The 20805-nt window shown below is 67.4% G+C and carries 22 protein-coding genes; 5 read left to right on the top strand and 17 right to left on the bottom strand.

The genetic code is table 11. The features are described from left to right. Positions 1–25 precede the first annotated feature (25 nt). From paaI to BKA04_RS11485, 3 genes are all read left to right on the top strand, one after another. Positions 26–499, top strand: coding sequence for a hydroxyphenylacetyl-CoA thioesterase PaaI (gene paaI / locus BKA04_RS11495; protein WP_198413275.1), 474 nt, complete (start codon positions 26–28; stop codon positions 497–499). Then, positions 496–1089 (top strand): TetR/AcrR family transcriptional regulator, encoded by a 594-nt coding sequence (locus tag BKA04_RS11490; protein WP_104094507.1) that lies wholly within the window; start codon positions 496–498, stop codon positions 1087–1089. The genes paaI and BKA04_RS11490 overlap by 4 nt, the downstream gene beginning before the upstream one ends. A 124-nt stretch (positions 1090–1213) precedes the next feature. Next, complete coding sequence (locus tag BKA04_RS11485; RefSeq protein WP_104094506.1) at positions 1214–1906, top strand: DNA alkylation repair protein; 693 nt, start codon at positions 1214–1216, stop codon at positions 1904–1906. A gap of 2 nt (positions 1907–1908) precedes the next feature. On the opposite strand, the gene paaZ is transcribed toward BKA04_RS11485, so the two are convergent. The 3 genes from paaZ to BKA04_RS11470 are packed head-to-tail and all read right to left on the bottom strand — an operon-like array spanning position 1909 to position 5590. Next, on the bottom strand, positions 1909–3966 hold the full coding sequence (paaZ, locus tag BKA04_RS11480) for a phenylacetic acid degradation bifunctional protein PaaZ (protein WP_104096518.1): 2058 nt from the start codon (positions 3964–3966) through the stop codon (positions 1909–1911). Continuing rightward, a complete protein-coding gene (locus BKA04_RS11475; RefSeq protein WP_104094505.1) occupies positions 3963–4826 on the bottom strand; it encodes a 3-hydroxyacyl-CoA dehydrogenase family protein in 864 nt (287 codons plus the stop codon). Before BKA04_RS11475 ends, paaZ begins: the two co-directional genes overlap by 4 nt. After that, positions 4823–5590: an enoyl-CoA hydratase/isomerase family protein gene (locus tag BKA04_RS11470; RefSeq protein WP_104094504.1), complete on the bottom strand. Its 768-nt coding sequence runs from the start codon at positions 5588–5590 to the stop codon at positions 4823–4825. The genes BKA04_RS11475 and BKA04_RS11470 overlap by 4 nt, the downstream gene beginning before the upstream one ends. A gap of 137 nt (positions 5591–5727) precedes the next feature. Here BKA04_RS11470 and BKA04_RS11465 point away from each other — a divergent pair, with 137 nt between their 5' ends. Beyond that, entirely contained in the window at positions 5728–6084 is a 357-nt protein-coding gene (locus BKA04_RS11465) for a VOC family protein (protein ID WP_104094503.1), read from the top strand. A gap of 10 nt (positions 6085–6094) precedes the next feature. On the opposite strand, the gene BKA04_RS11460 is transcribed toward BKA04_RS11465, so the two are convergent. The 12 genes from BKA04_RS11460 to BKA04_RS11405 are packed head-to-tail and all read right to left on the bottom strand — an operon-like array spanning position 6095 to position 17135. Beyond that, on the bottom strand, positions 6095–7147 hold the full coding sequence (locus tag BKA04_RS11460) for an alpha/beta hydrolase (protein ID WP_104094502.1): 1053 nt from the start codon (positions 7145–7147) through the stop codon (positions 6095–6097). Beyond that, on the bottom strand, positions 7144–7788 hold the full coding sequence (locus tag BKA04_RS11455) for a CoA transferase subunit B (RefSeq protein WP_174719799.1): 645 nt from the start codon (positions 7786–7788) through the stop codon (positions 7144–7146). The genes BKA04_RS11460 and BKA04_RS11455 overlap by 4 nt, the downstream gene beginning before the upstream one ends. A gap of 1 nt (position 7789) precedes the next feature. Next, positions 7790–8560 carry a CoA transferase subunit A gene (locus tag BKA04_RS11450; protein ID WP_104094501.1) on the bottom strand — a complete coding sequence of 257 codons (771 nt, stop codon included), beginning with the start codon at positions 8558–8560 and terminating at the stop codon, positions 7790–7792. Beyond that, positions 8557–9492 (bottom strand): alpha/beta fold hydrolase, encoded by a 936-nt coding sequence (locus tag BKA04_RS11445; RefSeq protein WP_104096516.1) that lies wholly within the window; start codon positions 9490–9492, stop codon positions 8557–8559. The genes BKA04_RS11450 and BKA04_RS11445 overlap by 4 nt, the downstream gene beginning before the upstream one ends. Continuing rightward, on the bottom strand, positions 9489–10235 hold the full coding sequence (locus BKA04_RS11440; protein WP_104094500.1) for a 3-hydroxybutyrate dehydrogenase: 747 nt from the start codon (positions 10233–10235) through the stop codon (positions 9489–9491). The genes BKA04_RS11445 and BKA04_RS11440 overlap by 4 nt, the downstream gene beginning before the upstream one ends. After that, on the bottom strand, positions 10232–10933 hold the full coding sequence (locus BKA04_RS11435; protein ID WP_104094499.1) for a TetR/AcrR family transcriptional regulator: 702 nt from the start codon (positions 10931–10933) through the stop codon (positions 10232–10234). Before BKA04_RS11435 ends, BKA04_RS11440 begins: the two co-directional genes overlap by 4 nt. Beyond that, positions 10930–12483, bottom strand: coding sequence for an AMP-binding protein (locus BKA04_RS11430; RefSeq protein ID WP_104094498.1), 1554 nt, complete (start codon positions 12481–12483; stop codon positions 10930–10932). Before BKA04_RS11430 ends, BKA04_RS11435 begins: the two co-directional genes overlap by 4 nt. After that, positions 12480–13568, bottom strand: a complete 1089-nt coding sequence (locus tag BKA04_RS11425; protein WP_104094497.1) for a branched-chain amino acid ABC transporter permease — start codon at positions 13566–13568, stop codon at positions 12480–12482. Before BKA04_RS11425 ends, BKA04_RS11430 begins: the two co-directional genes overlap by 4 nt. Beyond that, positions 13565–14440 carry a branched-chain amino acid ABC transporter permease gene (locus BKA04_RS11420; protein WP_104094496.1) on the bottom strand — a complete coding sequence of 292 codons (876 nt, stop codon included), beginning with the start codon at positions 14438–14440 and terminating at the stop codon, positions 13565–13567. The genes BKA04_RS11425 and BKA04_RS11420 overlap by 4 nt, the downstream gene beginning before the upstream one ends. Further along, positions 14437–15174, bottom strand: coding sequence for an ABC transporter ATP-binding protein (locus BKA04_RS11415; RefSeq protein WP_104094495.1), 738 nt, complete (start codon positions 15172–15174; stop codon positions 14437–14439). The genes BKA04_RS11420 and BKA04_RS11415 overlap by 4 nt, the downstream gene beginning before the upstream one ends. Then, entirely contained in the window at positions 15171–15932 is a 762-nt protein-coding gene (locus BKA04_RS11410; RefSeq protein WP_104094494.1) for an ABC transporter ATP-binding protein, read from the bottom strand. The genes BKA04_RS11415 and BKA04_RS11410 overlap by 4 nt, the downstream gene beginning before the upstream one ends. Positions 15933–15944: 12 nt before the next feature. Continuing rightward, entirely contained in the window at positions 15945–17135 is a 1191-nt protein-coding gene (locus BKA04_RS11405) for a substrate-binding domain-containing protein (RefSeq protein ID WP_104094493.1), read from the bottom strand. Between the two features lie 137 nt (positions 17136–17272). On the opposite strand from BKA04_RS11405, the gene BKA04_RS11400 reads away from it, so the two are divergent. After that, on the top strand, positions 17273–18451 hold the full coding sequence (locus tag BKA04_RS11400; protein WP_104094492.1) for an acetyl-CoA C-acetyltransferase: 1179 nt from the start codon (positions 17273–17275) through the stop codon (positions 18449–18451). Position 18452: 1 nt separating this feature from the next. On the opposite strand, the gene BKA04_RS11395 is transcribed toward BKA04_RS11400, so the two are convergent. Then, positions 18453–19781, bottom strand: coding sequence for a M50 family metallopeptidase (locus tag BKA04_RS11395; RefSeq protein WP_104094491.1), 1329 nt, complete (start codon positions 19779–19781; stop codon positions 18453–18455). 24 nt (positions 19782–19805) lie between these two features. Further along, a complete protein-coding gene (locus BKA04_RS12320) occupies positions 19806–20789 on the bottom strand; it encodes an FKBP-type peptidyl-prolyl cis-trans isomerase (RefSeq protein WP_134542200.1) in 984 nt (327 codons plus the stop codon). Between the last annotated feature and the right edge of the window lie 16 nt (positions 20790–20805).

Here is a 20805-nt window from a genome sequence, read left to right as displayed (position 1 = left end):
ACATCCGACAGATTGGCGGTCAACGATGAGCGATGCCCACACCGGCACCACGGTGCCTCCCAAGAGCTACGAACGCCCCGACACGATGCTGCGCGATGACCGCGCATCGACCGAACTGCTCGGAATGACGGTCGTGGAGATGAGCGAAGGCCACGCCGTCGTGACGATGCCGGTGCGCGGCGACATGCTCAACGGCCACGCGATCGTCCACGGTGGACTCGTCTTCACGCTGGCCGACACCGCATTCGCCATGGCGTGCAATACGGAGGGCAGCGTCACGGTGTCGTCCGGCGCTGACATCACGTTCTACGCTCCCAGCCACGCCGGCGACGTGCTCACCGCCACCGCCAAAGTCCGCTCCACGCGCGGTCGCACCGGAATCTACGACGTGGAGGTTCGCAACGGGGAGGGGATCGTCGCCGAGTTCCGCGGCCACAGCAGAACCGTCTCGCCCGAGAAGATGCGCGCACCGGGCGCCGGGATGGAGCAGACATCATGACCGATATTGCCGCCACCATTCGCCAGAATCACGACCAGGAGTCGATCCTGCGCGGTGCCGCGGAGGTGTTCATCCAGCACGGCTACGACGCCACGTCGATGGGGGTGCTCGCCGAGAACCTCGGCATCACGAAGTCGGCGATCTACCACCACGTGCCGAGCAAGGAGTATCTGCTCCAGCTTGCGCTCGACCGCGCGCTCGACAGCCTGGAGGCGATCCTCGTCGACCCGCTCGCCTCGACCGGGTCAGCCATCGACCGGCTCATGTACGTGTTGCGTTCGTCCGTCGGAGTGCTCACCGACCAATTGCCGTTCGTCACGCTTCTGTTGCGCCTCCGCGGCAACACGGAACTCGAACGCAGCGCGCTCACGCGGCGGCGCGCGTTCAACCAGGTCATCGCCGAACTCGTCGATCAGGCCAGAACGGATGGCGACATCCGCAGCGACATCGATCCGCGCACCACCACGCGGCTGCTGTTCGGGATGATCGGATCGGTCGTCGACTGGTACCGCCCCGGCGGGCCGGTCAGCGCAGAGGATGTCGCCAACGACGTCGTCGCAGTTGCCTTCGGAGGCGTTCGCGCACGGTGATTGTGCCTGTTCGACGCAATTGCGTCCGCGCGGCGCGGCGCAATCGCGCGCTGCGGGCGCAATTGGCGAAAGACTGAGTCGGCACAGTCGAGTCCCTCACGTCTACTTCGGCGATACTGGGTTGATGGACGAGATCACGATCCAGCGGACCGATGGCCCGGTGGATGAACTCCTGGCCGAGTTGGCCTCCCTTGAAGACTCGCGGGCGCGCGAGGTCAACGAACGGCACGGCGACGACCACGGCGTCAATCTCGGCAAACTGCGTGCGATCGCGAAGCGACTGAAGACGCAGCAGGATCTCTCGCGTGCGCTATGGGCAACGGGCGATACCGCGGCAAAGCTGCTGGCCCTTCTCATCTGCCGCCCGAAAGACTTCGGCAGCCACGAGCTGGACTCGATGCTGCGCGAAGCCAGAGCCCCCAAGGTTCACGACTGGCTCGTGAACTATGTCGTCAAGAAGAACCCGCATGCTGAGGAACTGCGTGTCGCCTGGTTCACCGACGCCGATCCGGTGGTCGCGAGCGCCGGCTGGGCGCTCACCGCGGAACGTGTCCTGAAGGACCCGGAGGGGCTCGATCTCCCCGGACTCCTCGACACCATCGAGGCGCAGATGAAGGATGCCCCGGACCGCCTGCAGTGGGCGATGAACACCTGTCTCGCGCAGATCGGCATCAGCCACCCCGCGCTCCGCGCCCGCGCGATCGACATCGGCGAGCGCCTCGAGGTGCTCAAGGACTACCCGACTCCCCCGAACTGCACGTCGCCGTTCGCCCCCATCTGGATCAACGAGATCGTGCGACGACAGGGAGCGGCGTAGGCTCAGGCCTCCTTCGCCACGAGGGTCAGCACATCGTACGTGGCGACGATCTCGTCGTTCTGGTTGTGGATGATCGCGTCCCAGCACACCTCGCCGTAGTCATCCGTCTCACGGGGTGTGATCCTCTTCGCCGTGAGCGTGACCCGGATGCTGTCGCCCGGCGACACGGGGGTGATGAACCGCAGGTTCTCGAGCCCGTAATTGGCGAGCACCGGCCCCGGCTCCGGATCCACGAACAGTCCGGCCGCCCAGGAGACGAGCAGGTAGCCGTGTGCGACGATCCCGGGGAAGAACGGGTTCGCGGCCGCAGCCTCCTCGTTCGTGTGGGCGTAGAACGTGTCGCCGGTCGAGTTCGCGAACGCCGTGATGTCGTCGAGCGTGACCTCGCGCAGCGGAGACGCCACGGCATCCCCGATGCGCAGTTCGGCGAGCGAATTGCGGAAGGGATGCGGCCCGTCGAGGTTGCGCGGCGCCCCGGCGAACCACTGTCCGGTCACCGCAGTCAGCATCGCCGGGGAGCCCTGCACCGCTGTGCGCTGCATGTGATGGAACACCGAGCGGATGCCGCCGAGCTCCTCCCCACCGCCCGCACGACCTGGGCCGCCGTGGATGAGGTGCGGTACCGGCGACCCGTGCCCCGTGCTGGATCGCGCGTCGTCGCGGTCGAGGATGAGCGTGCGGCCGTGGTGGGCGGCGATCCCCTCGATGACGGTGCGGGCGACATCCGGGTCGTGGGTCGCCACGGTCGCGACGAGCGACCCGCCGCCGAGCGCCGCGAGCGCGACGGCCTCCTCGACCGTGTCGTAGCCGATGACGGAGGAGACCGGCCCGAACGCTTCGATCGTGTGCGCGGCGGCGACCAGGGCGTCGGCGAAGTGCAGGAGAACGGGCTGCATGAAGGCCCCGTCGGGCGCCGTGCCCGTCGAACCGTCAGCGCGGCGAACCTCCGGTTCATCGAGCGAACCGAGCACGATCTCACCACCGGCGGCAACGAGTTCGCGCACGCGCGCCTTCACCTCGTCCTTCTGCTCGCGGCTCACCAGCGCGCCCATCGTCACCCCCTCCGCGCGCGGGTCGCCCACGACGATCCGCTCCCTGATGCGAGCTCCAGCAGCCCGAATGACCTCGTCTACGATCGTTGCGGGCACGATCGCGCGGCGAATGCTCGTGCACTTCTGCCCGGCCTTGACCGTCATCTCGGTCACGAGCGACTTGATGTAGGCGTCGAACTCGGGGGTGCCGACCACGGCATCCGGACCGAGGATGGCGGCGTTGAGCGAATCCGTCTCGCCGGTGAATCGCACTCCGCCGTGCACGACGTTCGGATGCGAGCGCAGCGCATTCGCCGTACTCGCCGACCCGGTGAACCCCACGAGGTCGCGATAGTCGAGGTGGTCGATCAGATCGCGGGCAGAGCCGGAGATGAGCTGGAGCGACCCTTCGGGAAGGATGCCGGAGCCCGCCATCATCCGCACCGCCGCCTCGGCGAGGTACACCGTCGGGGTCGCAGGCTTGACGATCGTCGGAACACCGGCGAGGAAGGCCGGCGCGAATTTCTCGAGCATGCCCCACACCGGGAAGTTGAAGGCGTTGATCTGCACGGCAACACCCGGCAGCCGCGTGTAGATGTGCTGCCCGAGGAACGAACCGTCCTTCGAGAGCACCTCGGGCGGCCCGTCGACGACGATATTCGAGTTCGGAAGCTCCCGCCGGCCCTTCGAGCTGAACGTGAACAGCACCCCGATACCGCCGTCGATGTCGACCATCGAGTCGCCGCTGGTGGCCCCGGTCTTCGCCGAGATCGCGTAGAGCTCCTCGCGGCGGCCGTTCAGGTACTGGGCGAGCTCTTTGAGCTTGAGCGCCCGTTCGTGGAACGTCAGCGCACCGAGAGCTGCCTGGCCGACGGTGCGTGCGTAGCCGATTGCGCCCGGGATGTCGATGCCGGAGACATTCGCCGTCGCGACGATCTCCCCGGTGCTTGCATCGAGGATCGGCGAGCCTTCGCCCGATGCCGGTGTCCACCACTCATCCATGAGGTAGCTGGGAATCACTGAATTCATGCGTGCACCGCCGGCCACTCGTAGAACCCCTTCCCGGACTTGCGTCCGAGTTCACCACGCTCCACCATGTCGCGCAGGAGCGCCGGCGGGGCGAATCGCTCGCCGAGGGTCGCCCGCAGATATTCGGCGATGCCGAGGCGCACGTCGAGACCCACGACATCCGTGAGCCTCAGCGGCCCCATCGGATGCCCGTACCCGAGCACCATGGCGGCATCGATGTCCTCAGCGCTTGCGACGCCATCCTCGAGCATCCGGATGGCCTCGAGCCCGAGCACGAGCCCGAGGCGCGAACTGGCGAACCCGGGAACGTCTTTCACCGTGATGGGCGCCTTGCCGATGGCGTGCACCCAACCCTGTGCCGAGGTGACGAGCTCGTCCGCGGACTCCTCCCCCACGACGATCTCGACGAGCCCGGATGCCGGCACCGGATTGAAGAAGTGCAGCCCGAGGAACCGCTCAGGGCGCTGCAGGCTTCGGCCGAGCGTCGTGATCGAGATCGACGAGGTGTTGCTCGCAAGCCACGCGAGAGGTGGCACAGCGTCTTCGACCCTTGCGAGGGCGTCGAGCTTGAGTTCGAGAGATTCCGGTACCGCTTCGATCACGAGCTCTGCTTCGGCGAAGGCCGCCAGGTCCGTTCCCACTGCGATGCGCGCAGTCAGCTTCTCCAGCGGCTCCGTCGTCGTCGCACGCTCAATGCTCGTCGTGAACGCGGCGAGAACACGCCCCCGTGCCATCCGCACGCTTTCGGCGTCGCGTTCGACCACGGCGACCCGTGAGCCGGCGAGCACGAACGCGTGAGCGATCCCGGCGCCCATGCGTCCGCCGCCGAGGACGCCGACCACTGCAGGAACGGCGGTCACTCTTCCCCCTCCGCGGTCTTCTTGTTCTGGCCTCGCTTATTGAGGAAGGCCGTCATCCGGGCGCGCTTCGCATCGGACTCGAACAGAATCGCCTGCTCGTCGAGGTCGACCTGCGGGTGTGCACTGCGCGGCGCCGCGAGCGCGCGCTTCGTGGCCATGAGGGCATCCGGGTCGTAGTTCAGGATTCGGTCGGCGAGGGCATCGGCGGCATCCAGCAGTCCCGCGGGCTCGACGACCTCCGAGACGAGCCGGAGTTCGAGGGCATCGGCGGCCGTGAGCACGCGGCCGGCCAGGAGGATCTCCTTCGCGACGGGCTCTCCCACGAGTTCGGGCAACCGCCAGGTCGCGCCGGCCCCCGCGATGATGCCAAGGCCCGCCTCGGGGTTCCCGATCTTCGCGCGTGTCGTCGCGATGCGGAAATCACAGGCGTAGGCGAGTTCGGCTCCGCCCCCGAGCGCATAGCCGTCGATCGCGGCGATGACGGGCATCGGCAGGGCGGCGATGCGCTGGAACAAGGTCGTGTTGATGCCGGCGAGCGCCTCCGTGCGACCCCGGTCGATCATCTGCCGGATGTCCGCGCCGGAGGCGAAGGTGCCGCCTGCGCCGGAGATCACGAGCACTTTCGGCCCGGATTCGAGCTTCGCGCACACCGCGTGAAGCTCGTCGATCATGCCCTGATCGATCGAGTTGCGGGACTCCGGGCGGTTCAGGACGATGTGGACGCGGTCGGAGCGCTCTTCCACGCTCAGGGATGCCTGCGCCATACTCCGCCTTTGCTGCCGGTGTGTCGCCAGTCTACCGAGCAGACGACTGACTGACCGTTCGTTCTGTCAAGGATGTCACGGGCACCGTGCACGGTCAAACCTTCGTTCGGCACCGCCCGGTGACTAGGCTACCGGGCATGATCCGCATCGGTTCGGTCGTCATCCGCGTCGAGGATCTCGCACGACAGAAGGCGTTCTGGATGGCGGCCCTCGACTACGTCGACCGCGAGGGCGACGATGACGACTTCGCACTCCTGAAGCCCAGGGATGGCCTCGGGCCCAACGTCTCGCTCGACGAGCACGCTGCTCCGGCCAGTCTGCCGCCCCGCATCCATCTCGATCTCTACGCAGAAGACCAGGAGGCCGAAATCGAACGACTGGTCTCGCTCGGGGCACGACGCGTCGAATGGGCGAAGCGACCGCCGGACGCCGACTACGTCATCCTCGAGGACCCGGAGGGCAACCGTTTCTGCGTCATCGACGCGAGCGGTTGAACGGCCGGGTTCAGCGCAGGATGGCCGCGAGGGCGGCGTCGAACTCCGCCGGATGCTCGAGCTGCGGCGAGTGCCCGCAGTTCTCGAGCGCGACCTCGGTGTACTCCCCGCCCGCCGCGCGGTAGGCCTCGAAGACCGTCCGGGTCTGGGTGACCATGGGCTGCGGCGGAGCGGCGTCCTCGCCCGGCCAGCCGGGGATGATGCCGAGCTGGCCAAGGTAGTTGAGGTCGAAGAAGGAGGCGTCCGAGACGATCGCGTCGTCGGCGCCGTGGATCCAGGTGATCGGGGGTTTGCGATCGAGGTCGACGATGCCGGAGGCGTCGAAAACGGTCGGCGCCATCGTGTTGAGGATGCCCTTGGCACCCGGGGCAGATCCAGGCCAGTTCTCGCTCGCGACCGACGTGCCGGGGTAGCTGCCGTCACCGGTCTTCGTGGAGAGCATCGACTCGACCCAGAGGTCTTCGTACTCGGACACGAAGCCGGGCTTCACGTAGGAGCTGCGGTAGACGCTGCGCGGCGAGGTCTGCTCGTCGGCGCTCGTATCGCCCGCGGCGAGCCGCGCCACGAAATCGGGGTTTGCTCCCCCAGCACCGCAGCCCGCGGCATCCGGAGTCAGGAGCCGGCCATCCGGGCCCGCCGTCGCGCCGAATCCGTAGGGCGACACCGGAGCCTGGAGGAGTGCGGACGCCACGAGCTCGTTGTGGTCGAGTATGAGCTGCATGACGACACCGCCGCCCATGCTCCAGCCCACGAAGTTCGCCGACTCGACCCCGAGTGTGCGCAGCACGGCTGCGACATCGTCGGAGTAGTCCCGCAGTCCGCGAGTGGCGTCAACGTCGACCGTCTCGCTGTCACCGAAGCCGCGGAGGTCGATCGCGATCGCCCAGCGCTCGGGCTGCAGCCGCAGCATCGTCGGTTGCCAGAACAGGGACGACGAAACATTGCCGTGCACGAACACGACGGGCAACCCGTCGCCGCTTCCGGCCCGCTCGAGGATGTTCGCCCGGTAACGGTCCGTGTCGACCGTGCGGGCGGTGATCCCGTCCAGAAGGGTTCCGGTCACGCGAGTCCCTCTCCGAGAATGAGCTTCGGTTCCGTCGCGGCGCGCACCTCGTCGACCGTCACGCCGGGGGCGAGCTCGCGCAACACGAGACCATCGGGGGTCACGTCGATGACGGCAAGGTCGGTGATGATGCGGTTCACGACTCCCCGACCGGTGAGCGGCAGCGAGCAGTGGTTGACGATCTTCGCCGAACCGTCCTTGGCGACATGCTCCATGAGCACGATGAGCGTGCCGGCGCCGTGCACGAGATCCATGGCGCCGCCTGGTCCCTTGACCATCTTGCCGGGGATCATCCAGTTCGCCAGGTCTCCGGACGCCGAAACCTGCATCGCACCGAGGATCGCCGCATCGATCTTTCCGCCGCGGATCATGCCGAAACTCATCGCCGAGTCGAAGAACGCCGACCCCGGCAACAGGGTCACGGTCTCCTTGCCGGCGTTGATGAGGTCCGGATCCACCGCATCCTCTGTCGGGTACGGGCCGACCCCCAGGATGCCGTTCTCCGACTGCAGGATGACGGTCACGCCATCCGGAACATAGTTCGGGACGAGCGTGGGGAGCCCGATCCCCAGATTGACGTATGTGCCGTCCTGAAGCTCCTTCGCGGCCCTCGCCGCCATCTCATCGCGTGTGAGTCCCATGTCAGCTCTCCCTCACGGTGCGCCGCTCGATGCGTTTCTCGACATCCGCGCCGACCTCGAGCACGCGGTGGACGTAGACGCCTGGGAGGTGCACGGAGTCGGGGTCGATGCTTCCCGGCTCCACGAGCTCCTCGACCTCCGCGATGCACACGCGCCCGGCCATGGCCGCGACGGGGTTGAAATTGCGTGCGGCCTTGTTGAACACGAGGTTGCCGTGCGTGTCACCCCTCAGTGCGTGGATGATGGCGAAGTCCGTCGTGATGGCCTCCTCGAGCACGAACTCCCGTTCTCGACCGCCGAACTCGAACACCCGGACCTCTTTGGCAGGGGACGGGACGTCGACGCTGCCGTCGGCAGCGTACTTCCGCGGCAAGCCGCCTTCAGCGACCTGGGTGCCCACCCCGGTCGGGGTGAAGAACGCGGCCACCCCGGAGCCGCCCGCGCGGAGCTTCTCGGCGAGCGTGCCCTGCGGGGTGAGTTCGAGCTCGAGCTCTCCGCTGAGGAACTGGCGTTCGAACTCCTTGTTCTCCCCCACGTAGGACGACGTCATCTTGCGGATCCGGTGCGCCTTCAACAGCACTCCGAGCCCCCAGTCGTCGACTCCGCAGTTGTTGCTGACGACCGAGAGATCTTTCGCGCCCGCCGCGAGGATCGCCGTGATGAGGACCATGGGATTGCCGGAGAGGCCGAACCCGCCGACGGCGATGCTCGCCCCGTCGCCGATTCCGGCGATCGCCTCCGCCGCCGACGCGACCGTCTTGTTCATGCTCATGTCCGCTTGACCTCCTCGTCACGCGCCGAACTGTTGTGCACGGCATCCAGCGCCGCACGGATGTTCGCTGCCACCAGTCTGGCCCCGTCCTCCGCCATCACGATCGTATAGTGGTTGACATTTTCCGCGGCGACGGTCGCCAGGCCCGGCAGCTTCTCCCTCCACTCGGCGATCGCCGCCTCAGGGTAGAGCGGGGGAATCTCGTTCATGAGTCCGCGCGGAGCGGAGATGAACGTCGTCGGATGCGAGAGCTCGCGAAGCGCCCGAAGCAGCGATTCGCCTCCCCGCAGCTCGATCGAGTCCGCCGCGACGGCCTCATAGGAGCTCGACGGCCGGAGGTTCGGTTCCTCGCCGACGAGGTCGTAGTCGAGATAGTCCTCGATGAGGGGGTTCCAGTCTTCGGCGAACGCCGGGTGGTGCCGCCAGAACTCCCGATACGCTTCGCGCGACGCGAACGTCATGGACAGCCGGTCGGCGGCCGGGCCCAGGGTCGCCCTCATGACCTCGTCGTCGCTCAGGCCCGCGGGCGTGGGGAGCGGCAGCCCCCCGTCGATGAGAACGAGCGAGGACACCTTGTCCGGATGGCGGTTCGCGAAGACGAGGGAGGCGAATGCGCCCATCGAGTGCCCGACCACGACCGCGGAGTCGACACCGAGCGCGTCGAGAACGTCGGCCAGGTCATCCGCGTGCTGCGGCATCCCCCACGGTCCGGGGAGTTCGTTGCTCCTGCCCCGCCCACGAAGGTCCGGCGCGATGACGCGGGCCCCGGGAAGGCCCGCGGCCACGAGCGGCCAGGCCAGGTGGCTGGCCGTCACACCGTGCACTGCGAGAACGACCGGGCCGTCCTCCGGCCCCCAGTGCCCCACGGTCAGCTCACCGCCGCGCACGGGAACGGCCGTGCGCCGGTACGTGGACTCGAAACCGTCGGTCATCGCGCCGTCCACCCCCCATCCATCGTGTAGGAGGCGCCGGTGACCATCCCCGCCGTGCCACCGGCGAGCCACAGGGCGAGGTCGCCCACCTCCCCCGGCTCCACGAGGCGCTTGATCGCGATCTCCGCGAGCATGACCTTCTCGACGACATCCGACTCCGGGATGCCGTGGATGCGCGCCTGGTCTGCGATCTGCTTCTCGACGAGGGGCGTGCGCACATACGACGGGTTGATGCAGTTGCTCGTCACCCCGTGCGGCCCGCCCTCGAGCGCCGTCACCTTGGAGAGTCCCTCGAGGCCGTGTTTGGCCGCGACATAGGCCGACTTGAAGGCGGATGCCCGCAACCCGTGTGCCGAGGAGATGTTGATGATCCGCCCGTGGCCGCGTTCGTACATCTTCGGGAGCGCCGCTCGGATGAGGAGGAACGGCGACTCGAGCATGAGCCTCAGAATGAACGAGAACCGTTCGGGATCGAAGTCCTCGATCGGACTCACGTGCTGTACGCCGGCGTTGTTGACGAGGATGTCGACGTCGAGTGTGAGATCGGCGAGCGCACGCGTGTCGCTGAGGTCGACCTGCCACGCCTCCCCCCCGAGCTTTCCCGCCAGCTCGTTCGCCGCGTCGCCGTTCAGGTCGGCGACGATCACGTGGGCGCCCGCTGCGGCGAAGGCGGACGCGCACGCGGCGCCGATCCCGCTCGCACCGCCCGTCACGAGTGCTCGCTGTCCACTGAGGTCCGTCATCGGATGTCCTCCCCCTGTTCGACACCGGCGGAGTGCACCCCGACGGCTTCCCCTTGCCGGCCACCGGACGGTGCGCCGAGTCCACGCTGAATGAACTGCATCATCTGCTCGAAGACCTCCTGCGGAACGGTCGATGTACCGCTCGCCGTCGGGTCGTTCGGGGCGCCGGCGGCCTCCTCGTTGCCCCAGAGCACCCACCGCATTCCGACCATCTCGCCGATGCCCATGAGGATCCAGGCGACGATCTCCGGGTCGAAGTCGCCGACCTCGCCCTGCTGCTGAGCGCCACCGAGACCGCTGATGTACCCCTCGACGATGCGCGAATAGTGCAGCCGCAGTGCGCTCGGGGAGACGAACTCCGCTTCACGGACGATGCGGTACAGCGCGGGATGTTCCGCGGTGAACTCGAAGAACGCGCGGAACCCGGCACGCTCCGATTCGATCCTGGATGCCGATCCGGCCGCAGCCTCCGTCATGGCGTGGCGGACCCGGCGGTTGAGGTCTTCGACGAGCTCCTCGAAGATCTCCAGTTTGCTGGTGAAGTAGAGGTAGAAGGTTCCCTGCGCGACTCCGGCCGCCTCGGTGATCCGCACGATCGACGCGTCGGAATATCCGCATTCGGCGAACACCGCCTCGGCCGCGACGAGGAGTTTCGCGCGCGTGCGGTTGCCGCGCTCTGTGCGGGGTGCATCGGTCATCGCGCGACCTCCTGCTCGCGCGTTGCGACGTACTCATCGACGAGCAGGCGCCGCAGCACCTTGTTGCCCGTCGACCGGGGGATGCTCCGGACGAAGAGGATACGCTTCGGCAGCTTGTAGGACGCCAACTGCGTCGCGCAGTGCTCGAGAAGTTCGTGCTCGTCCGTCACTCGGCCCTGGCGGAGGACGACATGGGCGATGCCGACCTCTCCCCATCGCCCGTCCGGGACGCCGACGACGGCCACCTCCGCGACAGCCGGATGCGAGGCGATGGCCGCCTCGACCTCGGTGGGGGCGATGCTCTCGCCTCCGGAGATGTAGATGTCGGAGATCCGGTCGACGACCCGGAAGTACCCGTCAGAGTCGCGGTGGACCAGATCTCCGGTGTGAAGCCATCCGTCGCGCAGGGCCGCGGCCGTCGACTCGGGGGCCCGGAAGTAGCCAGGGAACACGCTCGGCCCTCGAACCAGGAGTTCGCCCACCGCATCCCCGTCGAGCTCCTCGCCCGTCACGGGGTCGGCCACGGCGACCTCGACGTGGGGGTACGGTTTGCCGGCGAGGCCCACCTTCGTCCGAGCGTCCTCATCCGGGAGGCACAGCACGTTCGGGCTCGCCTCGGTGAGCCCGTAGCCCTGCGTGAGAGCAACGCCCCGGGAGTGCCAGGTGCGCAGGAGCGGTTCCGGCATCGGAGCGCCGCCGACGATGGCGTGCCGCAGGCTCGACAGGTCTGCGGCGGCGAACGAAGGATGCTCGGACAGGAACAGGTAATTGGCGGGAACGCCCATGGTCGTCGTGATGCGCCGCTCCTGGATGAGCTGGAGCACCCGCCCCGGGTCGAACGTGCGCTCGAGCACGACGGTCGCACCTACCCACCAGGCCAGAAGCGGCTGCACGTTCCAGCCGCCGACGTGGTACTGCGGCATGACGGCCAGCACGGTGTCCGAGCTCGTGATCTCCGCGGTCCGCGAGAGCGCGAGGTTGGTCCAGAAGCAGTTCGCGTGCGTCAGGATCGCGCCGCGCGCCGCCCCCTGCGTTCCGGAGGTGAAGATGATGAGTAGCGCATCGTCGTCGCGCACCTCGCGCCGCACGGGTGGTTCGCCGAGCGAGTTCCGCGTCGGATGCGGAACGTTCGCCTCGATGCTCCCCGCTCCCAGTCCCTGCACGGCCAGGGGTGCAACCAGACGTTTCCTCGTCGCATTCGCGAGCGTCGTGAACTCGTCCTCGACGAGCAGGAGAGCGGGATCCGCCTGCTCGAGCTGCAGCGCGAGCTCGCGGGGCGAGAGGCGCCAGGAGAGCGGTACGAGCACGAGCCCGGCCTTCGCGCACGCGAAGAACACCACGACGTGGTCCGCGCTGTTGCCGGTGATCGTGGCGATCCGGTCTCCGACTCCGTAACCGCGATCGAGCAGGGCCGCGGCGAGTGCGCTCGCCCGAGCATCCAACTCGCGGTAGGTCAGGACGACGCCGCGGTCGTCGACCGCGACCCGATCCGGCGTGGCGACCGCACGGTCGCGCGTCCAGCGGCCGAGGGTGTGCAATCCGTCTGTCACGTGAGCTCCTCCAGCACTGTGCGAGGCTCGTCGGCGCGCATCCGACTCCTGGACAGCCTCGCCCCGACCCCGGCGATGCCGCCGGGCAGGAACAGAACCACCAGAATGAACAACGTACCGAGAATGAACAGCGGCTGCGAGAGCGGCACCCGCAGGATGTCCGGCAGCCCGCTCACGGCATCGGAGGACGCGAACGCGGTCAGCCGCTGGTCGAGGAACGTGTAGACGATGCCTCCGATGACCGCACCCCACCGGTATCCCACCCCACCGAGCACCACGATCACCAGGAGCGTGAGGGTGAAGTCGGCCGACACGAGCTTCTGGGTCGCACTGCTCTGGAGCAGGAGGTACGCCATCCCGACGAGGGTCGCGAGAACGCCGCCGATGACGAACGTCAGCAGTTTCACGAAGTACGGGCGAATACCGATGACGCGGACCCGCAGTTCGTTCTCCCGCGTCGCCGCGACGACGTGCCCTGCGCGGGAGCGTTCGAACCAGGACGTCACGAGGAACACCAGGACGAGGACGCCGAGGCACAGCCAGTACAGGTTCTTGGTCTGCAGCACCCCGATGAAGAAGTCGGGGACGTGTGTCGTGTCGAGCGCGAGTCCCTCATCGCCTCCCGTGAGCTTTCCCGGGTTCTTGCGCACGAGGACGGAACCGGCCTGCGCGAACGCGAGAGTGACCATCGCGAACGAGATGCCTGTGACGCGAAGGCTCAGGGCCCCCACCGCCGCAGCGACGAAGAGGCCGGCGACGAACGTGACGACGATCGCCGGCAGGAGCTCCAGCCCGAAATGGCGAAGCGTGATCCCGAGGCCGTACGCGCCGATCGCGAAGTACAGCGCGTGCCCGAACGACAGGAGCCCCGCCACTCCGAAGATGAGGTGATAGCTCAGGGCAAGGGATGCGATGAGCATGCTGAAGGCCAGCAGCTGGAGCGTCCCCGGCGTGTAGGTCGGACCGGGGAAGACGCCGGGGATGTCGATCGCGAGCATCGGCACGATGGCAAGGAATGCCACGAGGATGCCGGCGAGCCCCCACTTCACGAGTGGCTGCGACAGGAACGATCTCACGCGCGTCATGCCTTGCTCCCCAGGAGTCCCGACGGCCGCACCAGCAGCACGACGGCGAGCAGGAGTACGACCACGAAGTCGCCCGTCCCGCCGAGGTAGAAGTTCGCGAACTGCTGCAGCACTGCCACGAGTGCGGCGGCGATCGCGGCGCCGCTCAGCGAACCGAGTCCGCCGATGACCGTCACGATGAACGCGAAGATGAGGAGCGAACCACCGATGCTGGACGACACGTAGCCGTAGTAGCTCGCGGCGAGCACGCCGCCGATCCCCGCGGCCGCCCCGCCGATGGCGAAGACCACGGTGAAGGCGCGCCTGACATCGATGCCGAGTGCGGTCACCATGGACCGGTTCTCGACGCCGGCGCGGATGATGAGACCGAAGCGCGTGTACTTGAGGAAGAGGACGATCCCGAGGAGCACGAGTACCGCGGCCAGGATCAGGACGAATCGATTGTTCGGGATCGACGCGCCGAAGACATCCGTCGTCCCTCCCATCCAGCTCGGCCCGCTCACGTAGACGGGGTCAGTGCCCCAGATCCCGTCGAACAGGGCCACGGAGGAGAGGGCGAGCCCGACGGTCACGAGCACCTGTTCGATGTGGCGTTCGTAGAGCCTGCGAATGAGGAGGAGTTCCGTGAGCGCAGCGAACACCGCACCGACGACCGCGCCGAGCAGCACCGAGGCGACGAAGCTCAGCCAGTTGTCTGCACCCGTCCTGCGGGCGAGTTCCCAGCCGGCGAAGGCGCCGAGGGTGAGGAAGGAACCGTGGGCGAAGTTCAGGACGCCCATGAGGCCGTAGATGAGCGAGAGGCCGGATGCCACGAGGAAGTACAGTGCGCCGAGTCCGAGCCCGGTGATGAGGAGCAGGATGACGGTGCTCATGCCGTTGCCCCCGCTCCGGTCGTCTCGCCGTGCACCCCGAGGAACCTCCGGATCATGTCCTCGTCGTCGAGGAGCTGTGCTGCCGGCCCGGTGTGGACGACCCGGCCGCCCTCGATCACGATGGAGTCGGTCGCCAACTGGCGAACCACCTGGAGGTTCTGCTCGACGAGCAGGACAGGAACGGTCTTGGCCGCCTCCGCGAGCGCCGCGGCGACCTCGGACACGATGATCGGTGCGAGCCCCTTCGTCGGCTCGTCCACGAGGAGGAGCGTGTTGGTGTTGATGAGTGCTCGTCCGAGCGAGAGCATCTGCTGCTGGCCGCCGGAGAGGGTGCCGGCGAGCTGGTTCGACCTCGCCACGAGATCCGGGAACAGTTCCGCGACGAACTCGCGGCGGGGGTCGGAGCTCCGTTCCGCGAGGCGCAGGTTCTCGGCGACGGTGAGCTTGGAGAACACCTCGCGGTCCTCGGGGACGTAGCCGATACCGAGCTGCACGATGCGGTGGGTGCGCAGCCGATCGAGGCGAACCGCGCTGCCTCCCGCCCTGAACGTGACCTCTCCGCGGCGCTCGATGAGCCCGAGTACACCCTTGATCGTGCTCGTCTTCCCGACGCCGTTTCTGCCGAGAAGCGCCGTCACCCCGGTGGCCGGAACGTCGAACGTGACGTCTTCGACGACCTGCTGGCCGGCGATGCGTGCGCTGAGCCCGCGCACGGAGAGGATCGGATCACTCATGCGACGTCTCCGAGGTAGGCGTTCTGGACGGCGGGGTTCGCCATGACGGCATCCGGTGTGTCGTGCGCGAGCACCTGGCCGTGGTGCATGACCGCGACCGTGTCGACGAGCCCGAGGATGACCTCGATGTGGTGCTCGACCATGAGCACGGTGCGCCCGGCACCCTTGTGGAGCCCGCGGATGACCTCGACGAGCCCTGGGACATCGCCGGAGGCGACCCCGGCCATCGGTTCATCGAGAAGGATGACCTTGGGATCCGTTGCGAGGAGCATCGCGATCTCGAGCTTGCGCTTGTCCCCGTGGGAGAGCACTCCGGCGTCGGTGTCGGCGTGGTGCGCGAGTCCGACCTCGTCGAGCCGTTCGAGTGCGACGGATGTCGCCCGGTCGCCGCGGTGCGGAAACCGAAGGATGGAGAGACTGCCGCCCAGTTCGACCTGGGCGGCGAGCCTCACGTTCTCCAGCGCGGACAAGCCGTTGAACAGGCTCGACGTCTGGAAGGTTCGGCCGAGGCCGGCCCGCGCTCGCGCGTGGATCTGCTCGTTCGTGACGTCACGCCCATCCAGGCGGATCGTCCCCGAGGTGGGGGCGATCACTCCTGAGATCAGGTTGAACAGGGTGGTCTTCCCCGCTCCGTTCGGTCCGATGACGCCGAGCATCTCCCCCGCCGAGACCGACAGCGACACATCGTCGAGGATGCGCGCGCCGCCGATCTGGAGGCTGAGGTGCTCAGCGGCGAGCACGGGCTGGTTATCGGTCATGGTGTGCAGATGTTACTTCGTCACCGGGGGTGCGACAGTGTCTGCGTCGACGATCTTGATGAGCTCCGGCACATACGTGTCGCCGGATGCCTTCAACTTCGCCTGGAACATCGGCTGCAGGAGCGCGTGGTCCTCGGCGCGGATCGTGAGCTTGCCCTTGACGGAGTCGAAGCTCCAGCCCTCGAGGGACTTGATCATCTTCGCGACATCGTCACCGCCGCCCTCCTTGATCGCGTGCACGATCATCTGCGCTGCGACGAACCCGTCCGGGGTGAACAGGTCGGCCTTCTCGCCGTTCTTGTCGAGGTACGTGATCATCGTCTTCTCGATGTCCGTACCTGCCGCTCCACCGAAGTAGTGGTTCAGGAAGCTGATCTTCTCACTCGCCTCACCGTACGCTCCGAAGCTCGCGATGTCGCCGAGACCGGTCACGACCGGGAACTTCTCGAAGATGCCCTGCTGCGAGAGCGCCTGCCACATGGCACCGGTCGTCGCACCGGCCCATGCGACGAACACCATGTCGGGGTTCGCGTCGCTGACCTTCTGGGCGAACGGCGTGAACTCGGTGGCATCCTCGGGGACGAGCTCGCCCGTGACGGTCGCACCCTTCGCACCGAGGACCGCGGTCACGCCGGCGACGTTGCCCTGGCCAAACGCGGTGTCCTGTGCGAAGACCAGCACCTTCTTGCCGGCGAGGTCGCCGACGAACGTTCCTGCGGTGGCGACGTCCTGCATCGTCTGGCGTCCGGAGCGGAAGGTGTACTCGTTGACGCCGGTGATCGCATCGGCTGCGGCGGGCCCCGAGATGTAGAGGATCTTGTTCTGCGCGGCCTGCTCGGCAACCGCGAGCGCGATGCCGGATGACGCGGTGCCGGCGATGATCTGCGTTCCGCCGCCGATCGCATCCTTCGCGGCGGACACGGCCTTGTCCGCATCGCCTGCGTCATCGACGTAGCTGATGTCGAGGGCGCGCCCGTCGACCTTGCCTGTGCCGTCGGTGGCGTAGTCGAGGCCGGCCTTGAAGCCTTGCGTGTACTCGGCGCCGTACCCGGCGAGCGGGCCCGTCGTCGAGGTGATGATCGCCACCTTGACCGGAGCGAGATCGGCGCCGGGATTTGCCTGCTCCGTTGGCGCGCATCCGGCGAGCGCCAGACCCGCAACGGCCAGGATGGCCGGAGCAAGGTACTTCTTACTTACTCGCATTTGACTGCCTTTCATGCTGTGGTGTCGTGGGAAACCGTCCATACATGACAGACGATTCAGGTCTCAGTAAACTACCCCGGGACGCGATAGAGTGTCAACAGGACACAGTCTTTCTCGCACATTTCAATGGAGAACACATGAACCAGCGCGACGTCGTCATCCTTGCCGGAGCGCGAACGCCCCTCGGGAGGCTCAATGGCGCCCTCTCCTCCCTCACCGCCGTCGAACTCGGCGCAGCGGCGCTGCGCGCGGCCATCGAGCGCTCAGGAGTGGATGTCGCCGACATCGACGCCGTCATCTTCGGCCAGGTGCTGCAGGCCGGTCTCGGCCAGGGCCCGGCCAGGCAGACATCCATCGCCGCGGGCATCGGCTGGGACGTTCCCGCCGTCACGATCAACAAGCTGTGCCTGTCGGGACTCACCGCCGTCATCGACGCCGCGCGCATCATCCGCACCGGCGAGGCGGAGGTCGTCGCCGTCGGAGGGCAGGAATCCATGAGCAATGCGCCGCACCTGCTCATGGGCTCGCGCAAGGGGTGGCAGTACGGGAGCATCGAAGCCCTCGACCACATGGCGTACGACGGGTTGACGGATGCCTTCGATCACGACTCCATGGGCCTCTCGACCGAGCGCCACAATCTGCCGCTCGGCATCTCCCGCAGCGACCAGGACAAGGTCGCGGCGGCATCGCATCAACGCGCAGCGGCGGCCGCGGAGCTCCTGGCCGAGGAGATCGTCCCGGTCACGATCCACGGTCGGAAGGGCGACACCGTCGTCGCGGCCGACGAGGGGATTCGGGCGGACAGCACCCTGGAATCGCTGTCGACGCTCAAGCCGGCGTTCAACCCCGAGGGGACCATCACGGCCGGGAACTCCTCGCAGATCAGTGACGGTGCCGCCGCTCTCATCGTGGCCAGTCGCGACTACGCAGAAGCCCACGGTCTCGAGTGGCTCGCGCTCGTCGGTGCGGCAGGCCAGGTCGCCGGCCCGGACAACTCGCTGCACGCCCAGCCGGCGCGTGCCATCTCCGCCGCCCTGGAGCGCGGAGGGTGGGAGACGGGCGACCTCGACTTCGTCGAGATCAACGAGGCCTTCGCCGCCGTGTCGGTGCATTCGAGTCGGGCGCTCGGTCTCAGCAATGACATTGTGAACGTCCACGGCGGCGCGATAGCGCTCGGCCACCCGATCGGCGCATCCGGTGCTCGCCTGGCACTGCACGCGGCGTACGAGCTCAAGCGGAGGGGAACCGGCCGCGCGGCCGTGTCCTTGTGCGGCGGTGGCGGTCAGGGCGAGGCGCTGCTGCTCAGTCGGCCCTGAGTCACAGTATGGTGATCGGCTTCACGATGTCCGCGTAGATGAGCAACAGGCTCATTCCTCCGAGCAGGATGACGACGGCGAGCGTCAGCGGAATCACCTTCGCGGTGTCGACCGGCCCGGGGTCGCGCCGCTTGAACACCTTGGCGAACAACCTCCGGACACCCTCCCACAGGGCACCAGCGACGTGGCCCCCGTCGAGCGGCATGAGCGGGATGAGGTTGAACACGAGCAGCGCGACGTTCACGGAGCCGACGAGCCCGATGAGATACGCGGCCCTGTCGGCGACGGGGATGGTGTTGATACTCGTGACCTCCCCCGCGATACGACCGACACCGACGACGCTGATCGGCCCGTTCGGATCGCGCGCCTGGGACCCGAAGGCCGCATTCCACACGTCCACGAGCCGCTGGGGCAGATGCAGGATGATGTTTCCCACGGCCACGATGTTGGCACCCACGGCGGGGGCCACAGCGGTGATCGGCTGGGGGACGTACTCATAGGCCGCGGTGATCCCGAGCATGCCGACGTCCTGCGTGAGCGGCGTGCCATCCGGCCCGTTCTCGACCTTGCCCGCGCTGTCGTAGACGTAGCGCTGGGTGAGCGCAGGGGTCACGGTGATGCTCAGAGGCGCGCCATCCCGCTCCACCACGAGGTCGAGGGGCCGGGAAGGGGACCGCTGGATGACCGCCGTCGCATCCGTCCACTCGGTGACGGGGGTCCCGTTGATGCTCACGAGCCTGTCGCCCGGCTTGATTCCCGCCTGCGCGGCCGGAGCAGCGGGGTCGCCTGCCGCGCATTCGGTCTGCGAACTCGTGGCCGCGATGAGGCACTTGCTCACGCTTCCGATCGTCGTGCTGACCTGCTGGACACCGAATCCGCTGAGCACGACCGCGAACAGGACGAACGCGATGACGAGGTTCATGAACGGCCCGCCGAGCATGATGATGATCCGCTTCCAGACGGCGAGCCCGTAGAACGTGCGGTGCTCTTCGCCGTCCAGCACAGAGTCTGCGCTGGAAGTCCGGGCATCCTGCACCATGGTCTGGAAGAAGCCGGTGCTCGCGGTGCGTCCTCTTCCGCCCGGCTTGACCGGCGGGAACATGCCCGCCATGGAGATGTACCCGCCGAGGGGGATCGCCTTGACCCCGTATTCCGTCTCGCCGCGCTTGCGCGACCACAGCGTCGGCCCGAATCCGATCATGTACTGGCCGACGCGCACCCCGAACAGTTTCGCCGGGATGAGGTGCCCGAGCTCATGCAATGCGATCGAGATCGCGAGCCCGAGCGCGACGATCACGATGCCGAGGATGTAGAGCCCGACGGTTTCCATGGTGTGAGGGTACCCGCCGTGCTGTTACGCCGACTTGCGAATCTGGATGAGGAACACGAGGGTCTGGCCGACGAGATTCTGGTCGTTGATCGCGCCGTCACCGTATCCGTACACCGGGGGGACGGAGACGAGCACGGTGGCGCCCACCTTCTGGCCGACCATGGCCGCTGTGAACCCCTGGACGAGTTGTCCGACCGGGAAGGTCGCCGGCTCTCCGCGGGTGTAGCTCTGGTCGAAGATCTTCCCGGTGTTCCAGGATGTGCCCTGGTAGTCGAAGGTCACGGTCGAGTTCTCCGTCACGACGTCGCCGGTGCCCTCCTTGATGACTTTGAGAAGCAGTTTCGTCGGGGCATCCGCCTTCGGCAGGGTCACGACGGGGACATCGCCGCCGAGGTCGACCTTCGGCACATCTGTCTCCCACGCTGCGGGCGTCGGGAGCGGCTGCGGCGTCGTCGACGGGGCAGGCGACGGGCTTGGAGCGGGTCCCACGCCGCTCACATCGAAGATGAAGACGAGGGTGTCGGTCGGGCCGATCCCCGCGCCGGACATGTCCGTCTGCGTGTGGCCGAAGAGCTCGCTCGACGGGATGGCGGAAACCACCCGGTCGCCCTCGTGTGAGCACAACAGGGAGCTGTACAGGCCAGGAAGTGATTCCTTCTGAGCGTTATTCGTGACGAATTTCGCCTCCTGCCAGGTCGTCCCCGGCGCCAGCTCGATCTGCTTTCCCGTGGATGCGTTGTACATCGTGTAGTGCACGTCGACCGCATCGCCGCTCTGCGCCGGCGCGCCGGATCCGTTGATCAGGACACTGCGCTCCGTCTTCGAGACGTCGAATGCGGGCGGCATCGTGACCTTCGGCTCACTCCCGAACTTGCCCGACACCGTGACCGACGTCGAGTGGGAACCGGGCGGCGTCGCGTCACAAGACGTGTCGCCGGGAGAACTGCAGGCCACGAGCGAGAGCGCGACCATGGCGCCGACCGTGATGGAGGGGATTACTTTGAGCACTCGCAGAGCATAGCCG

Source organism: Terrimesophilobacter mesophilus (assembly GCF_014200375.1).
In the GTDB taxonomy this organism is placed as follows: Bacteria; Actinomycetota; Actinomycetes; order Actinomycetales; family Microbacteriaceae; genus Terrimesophilobacter; species Terrimesophilobacter mesophilus.
Note: the sequence above shows the minus strand (reverse complement) of the source record. Positions and strands in the feature narration are given on the sequence as shown.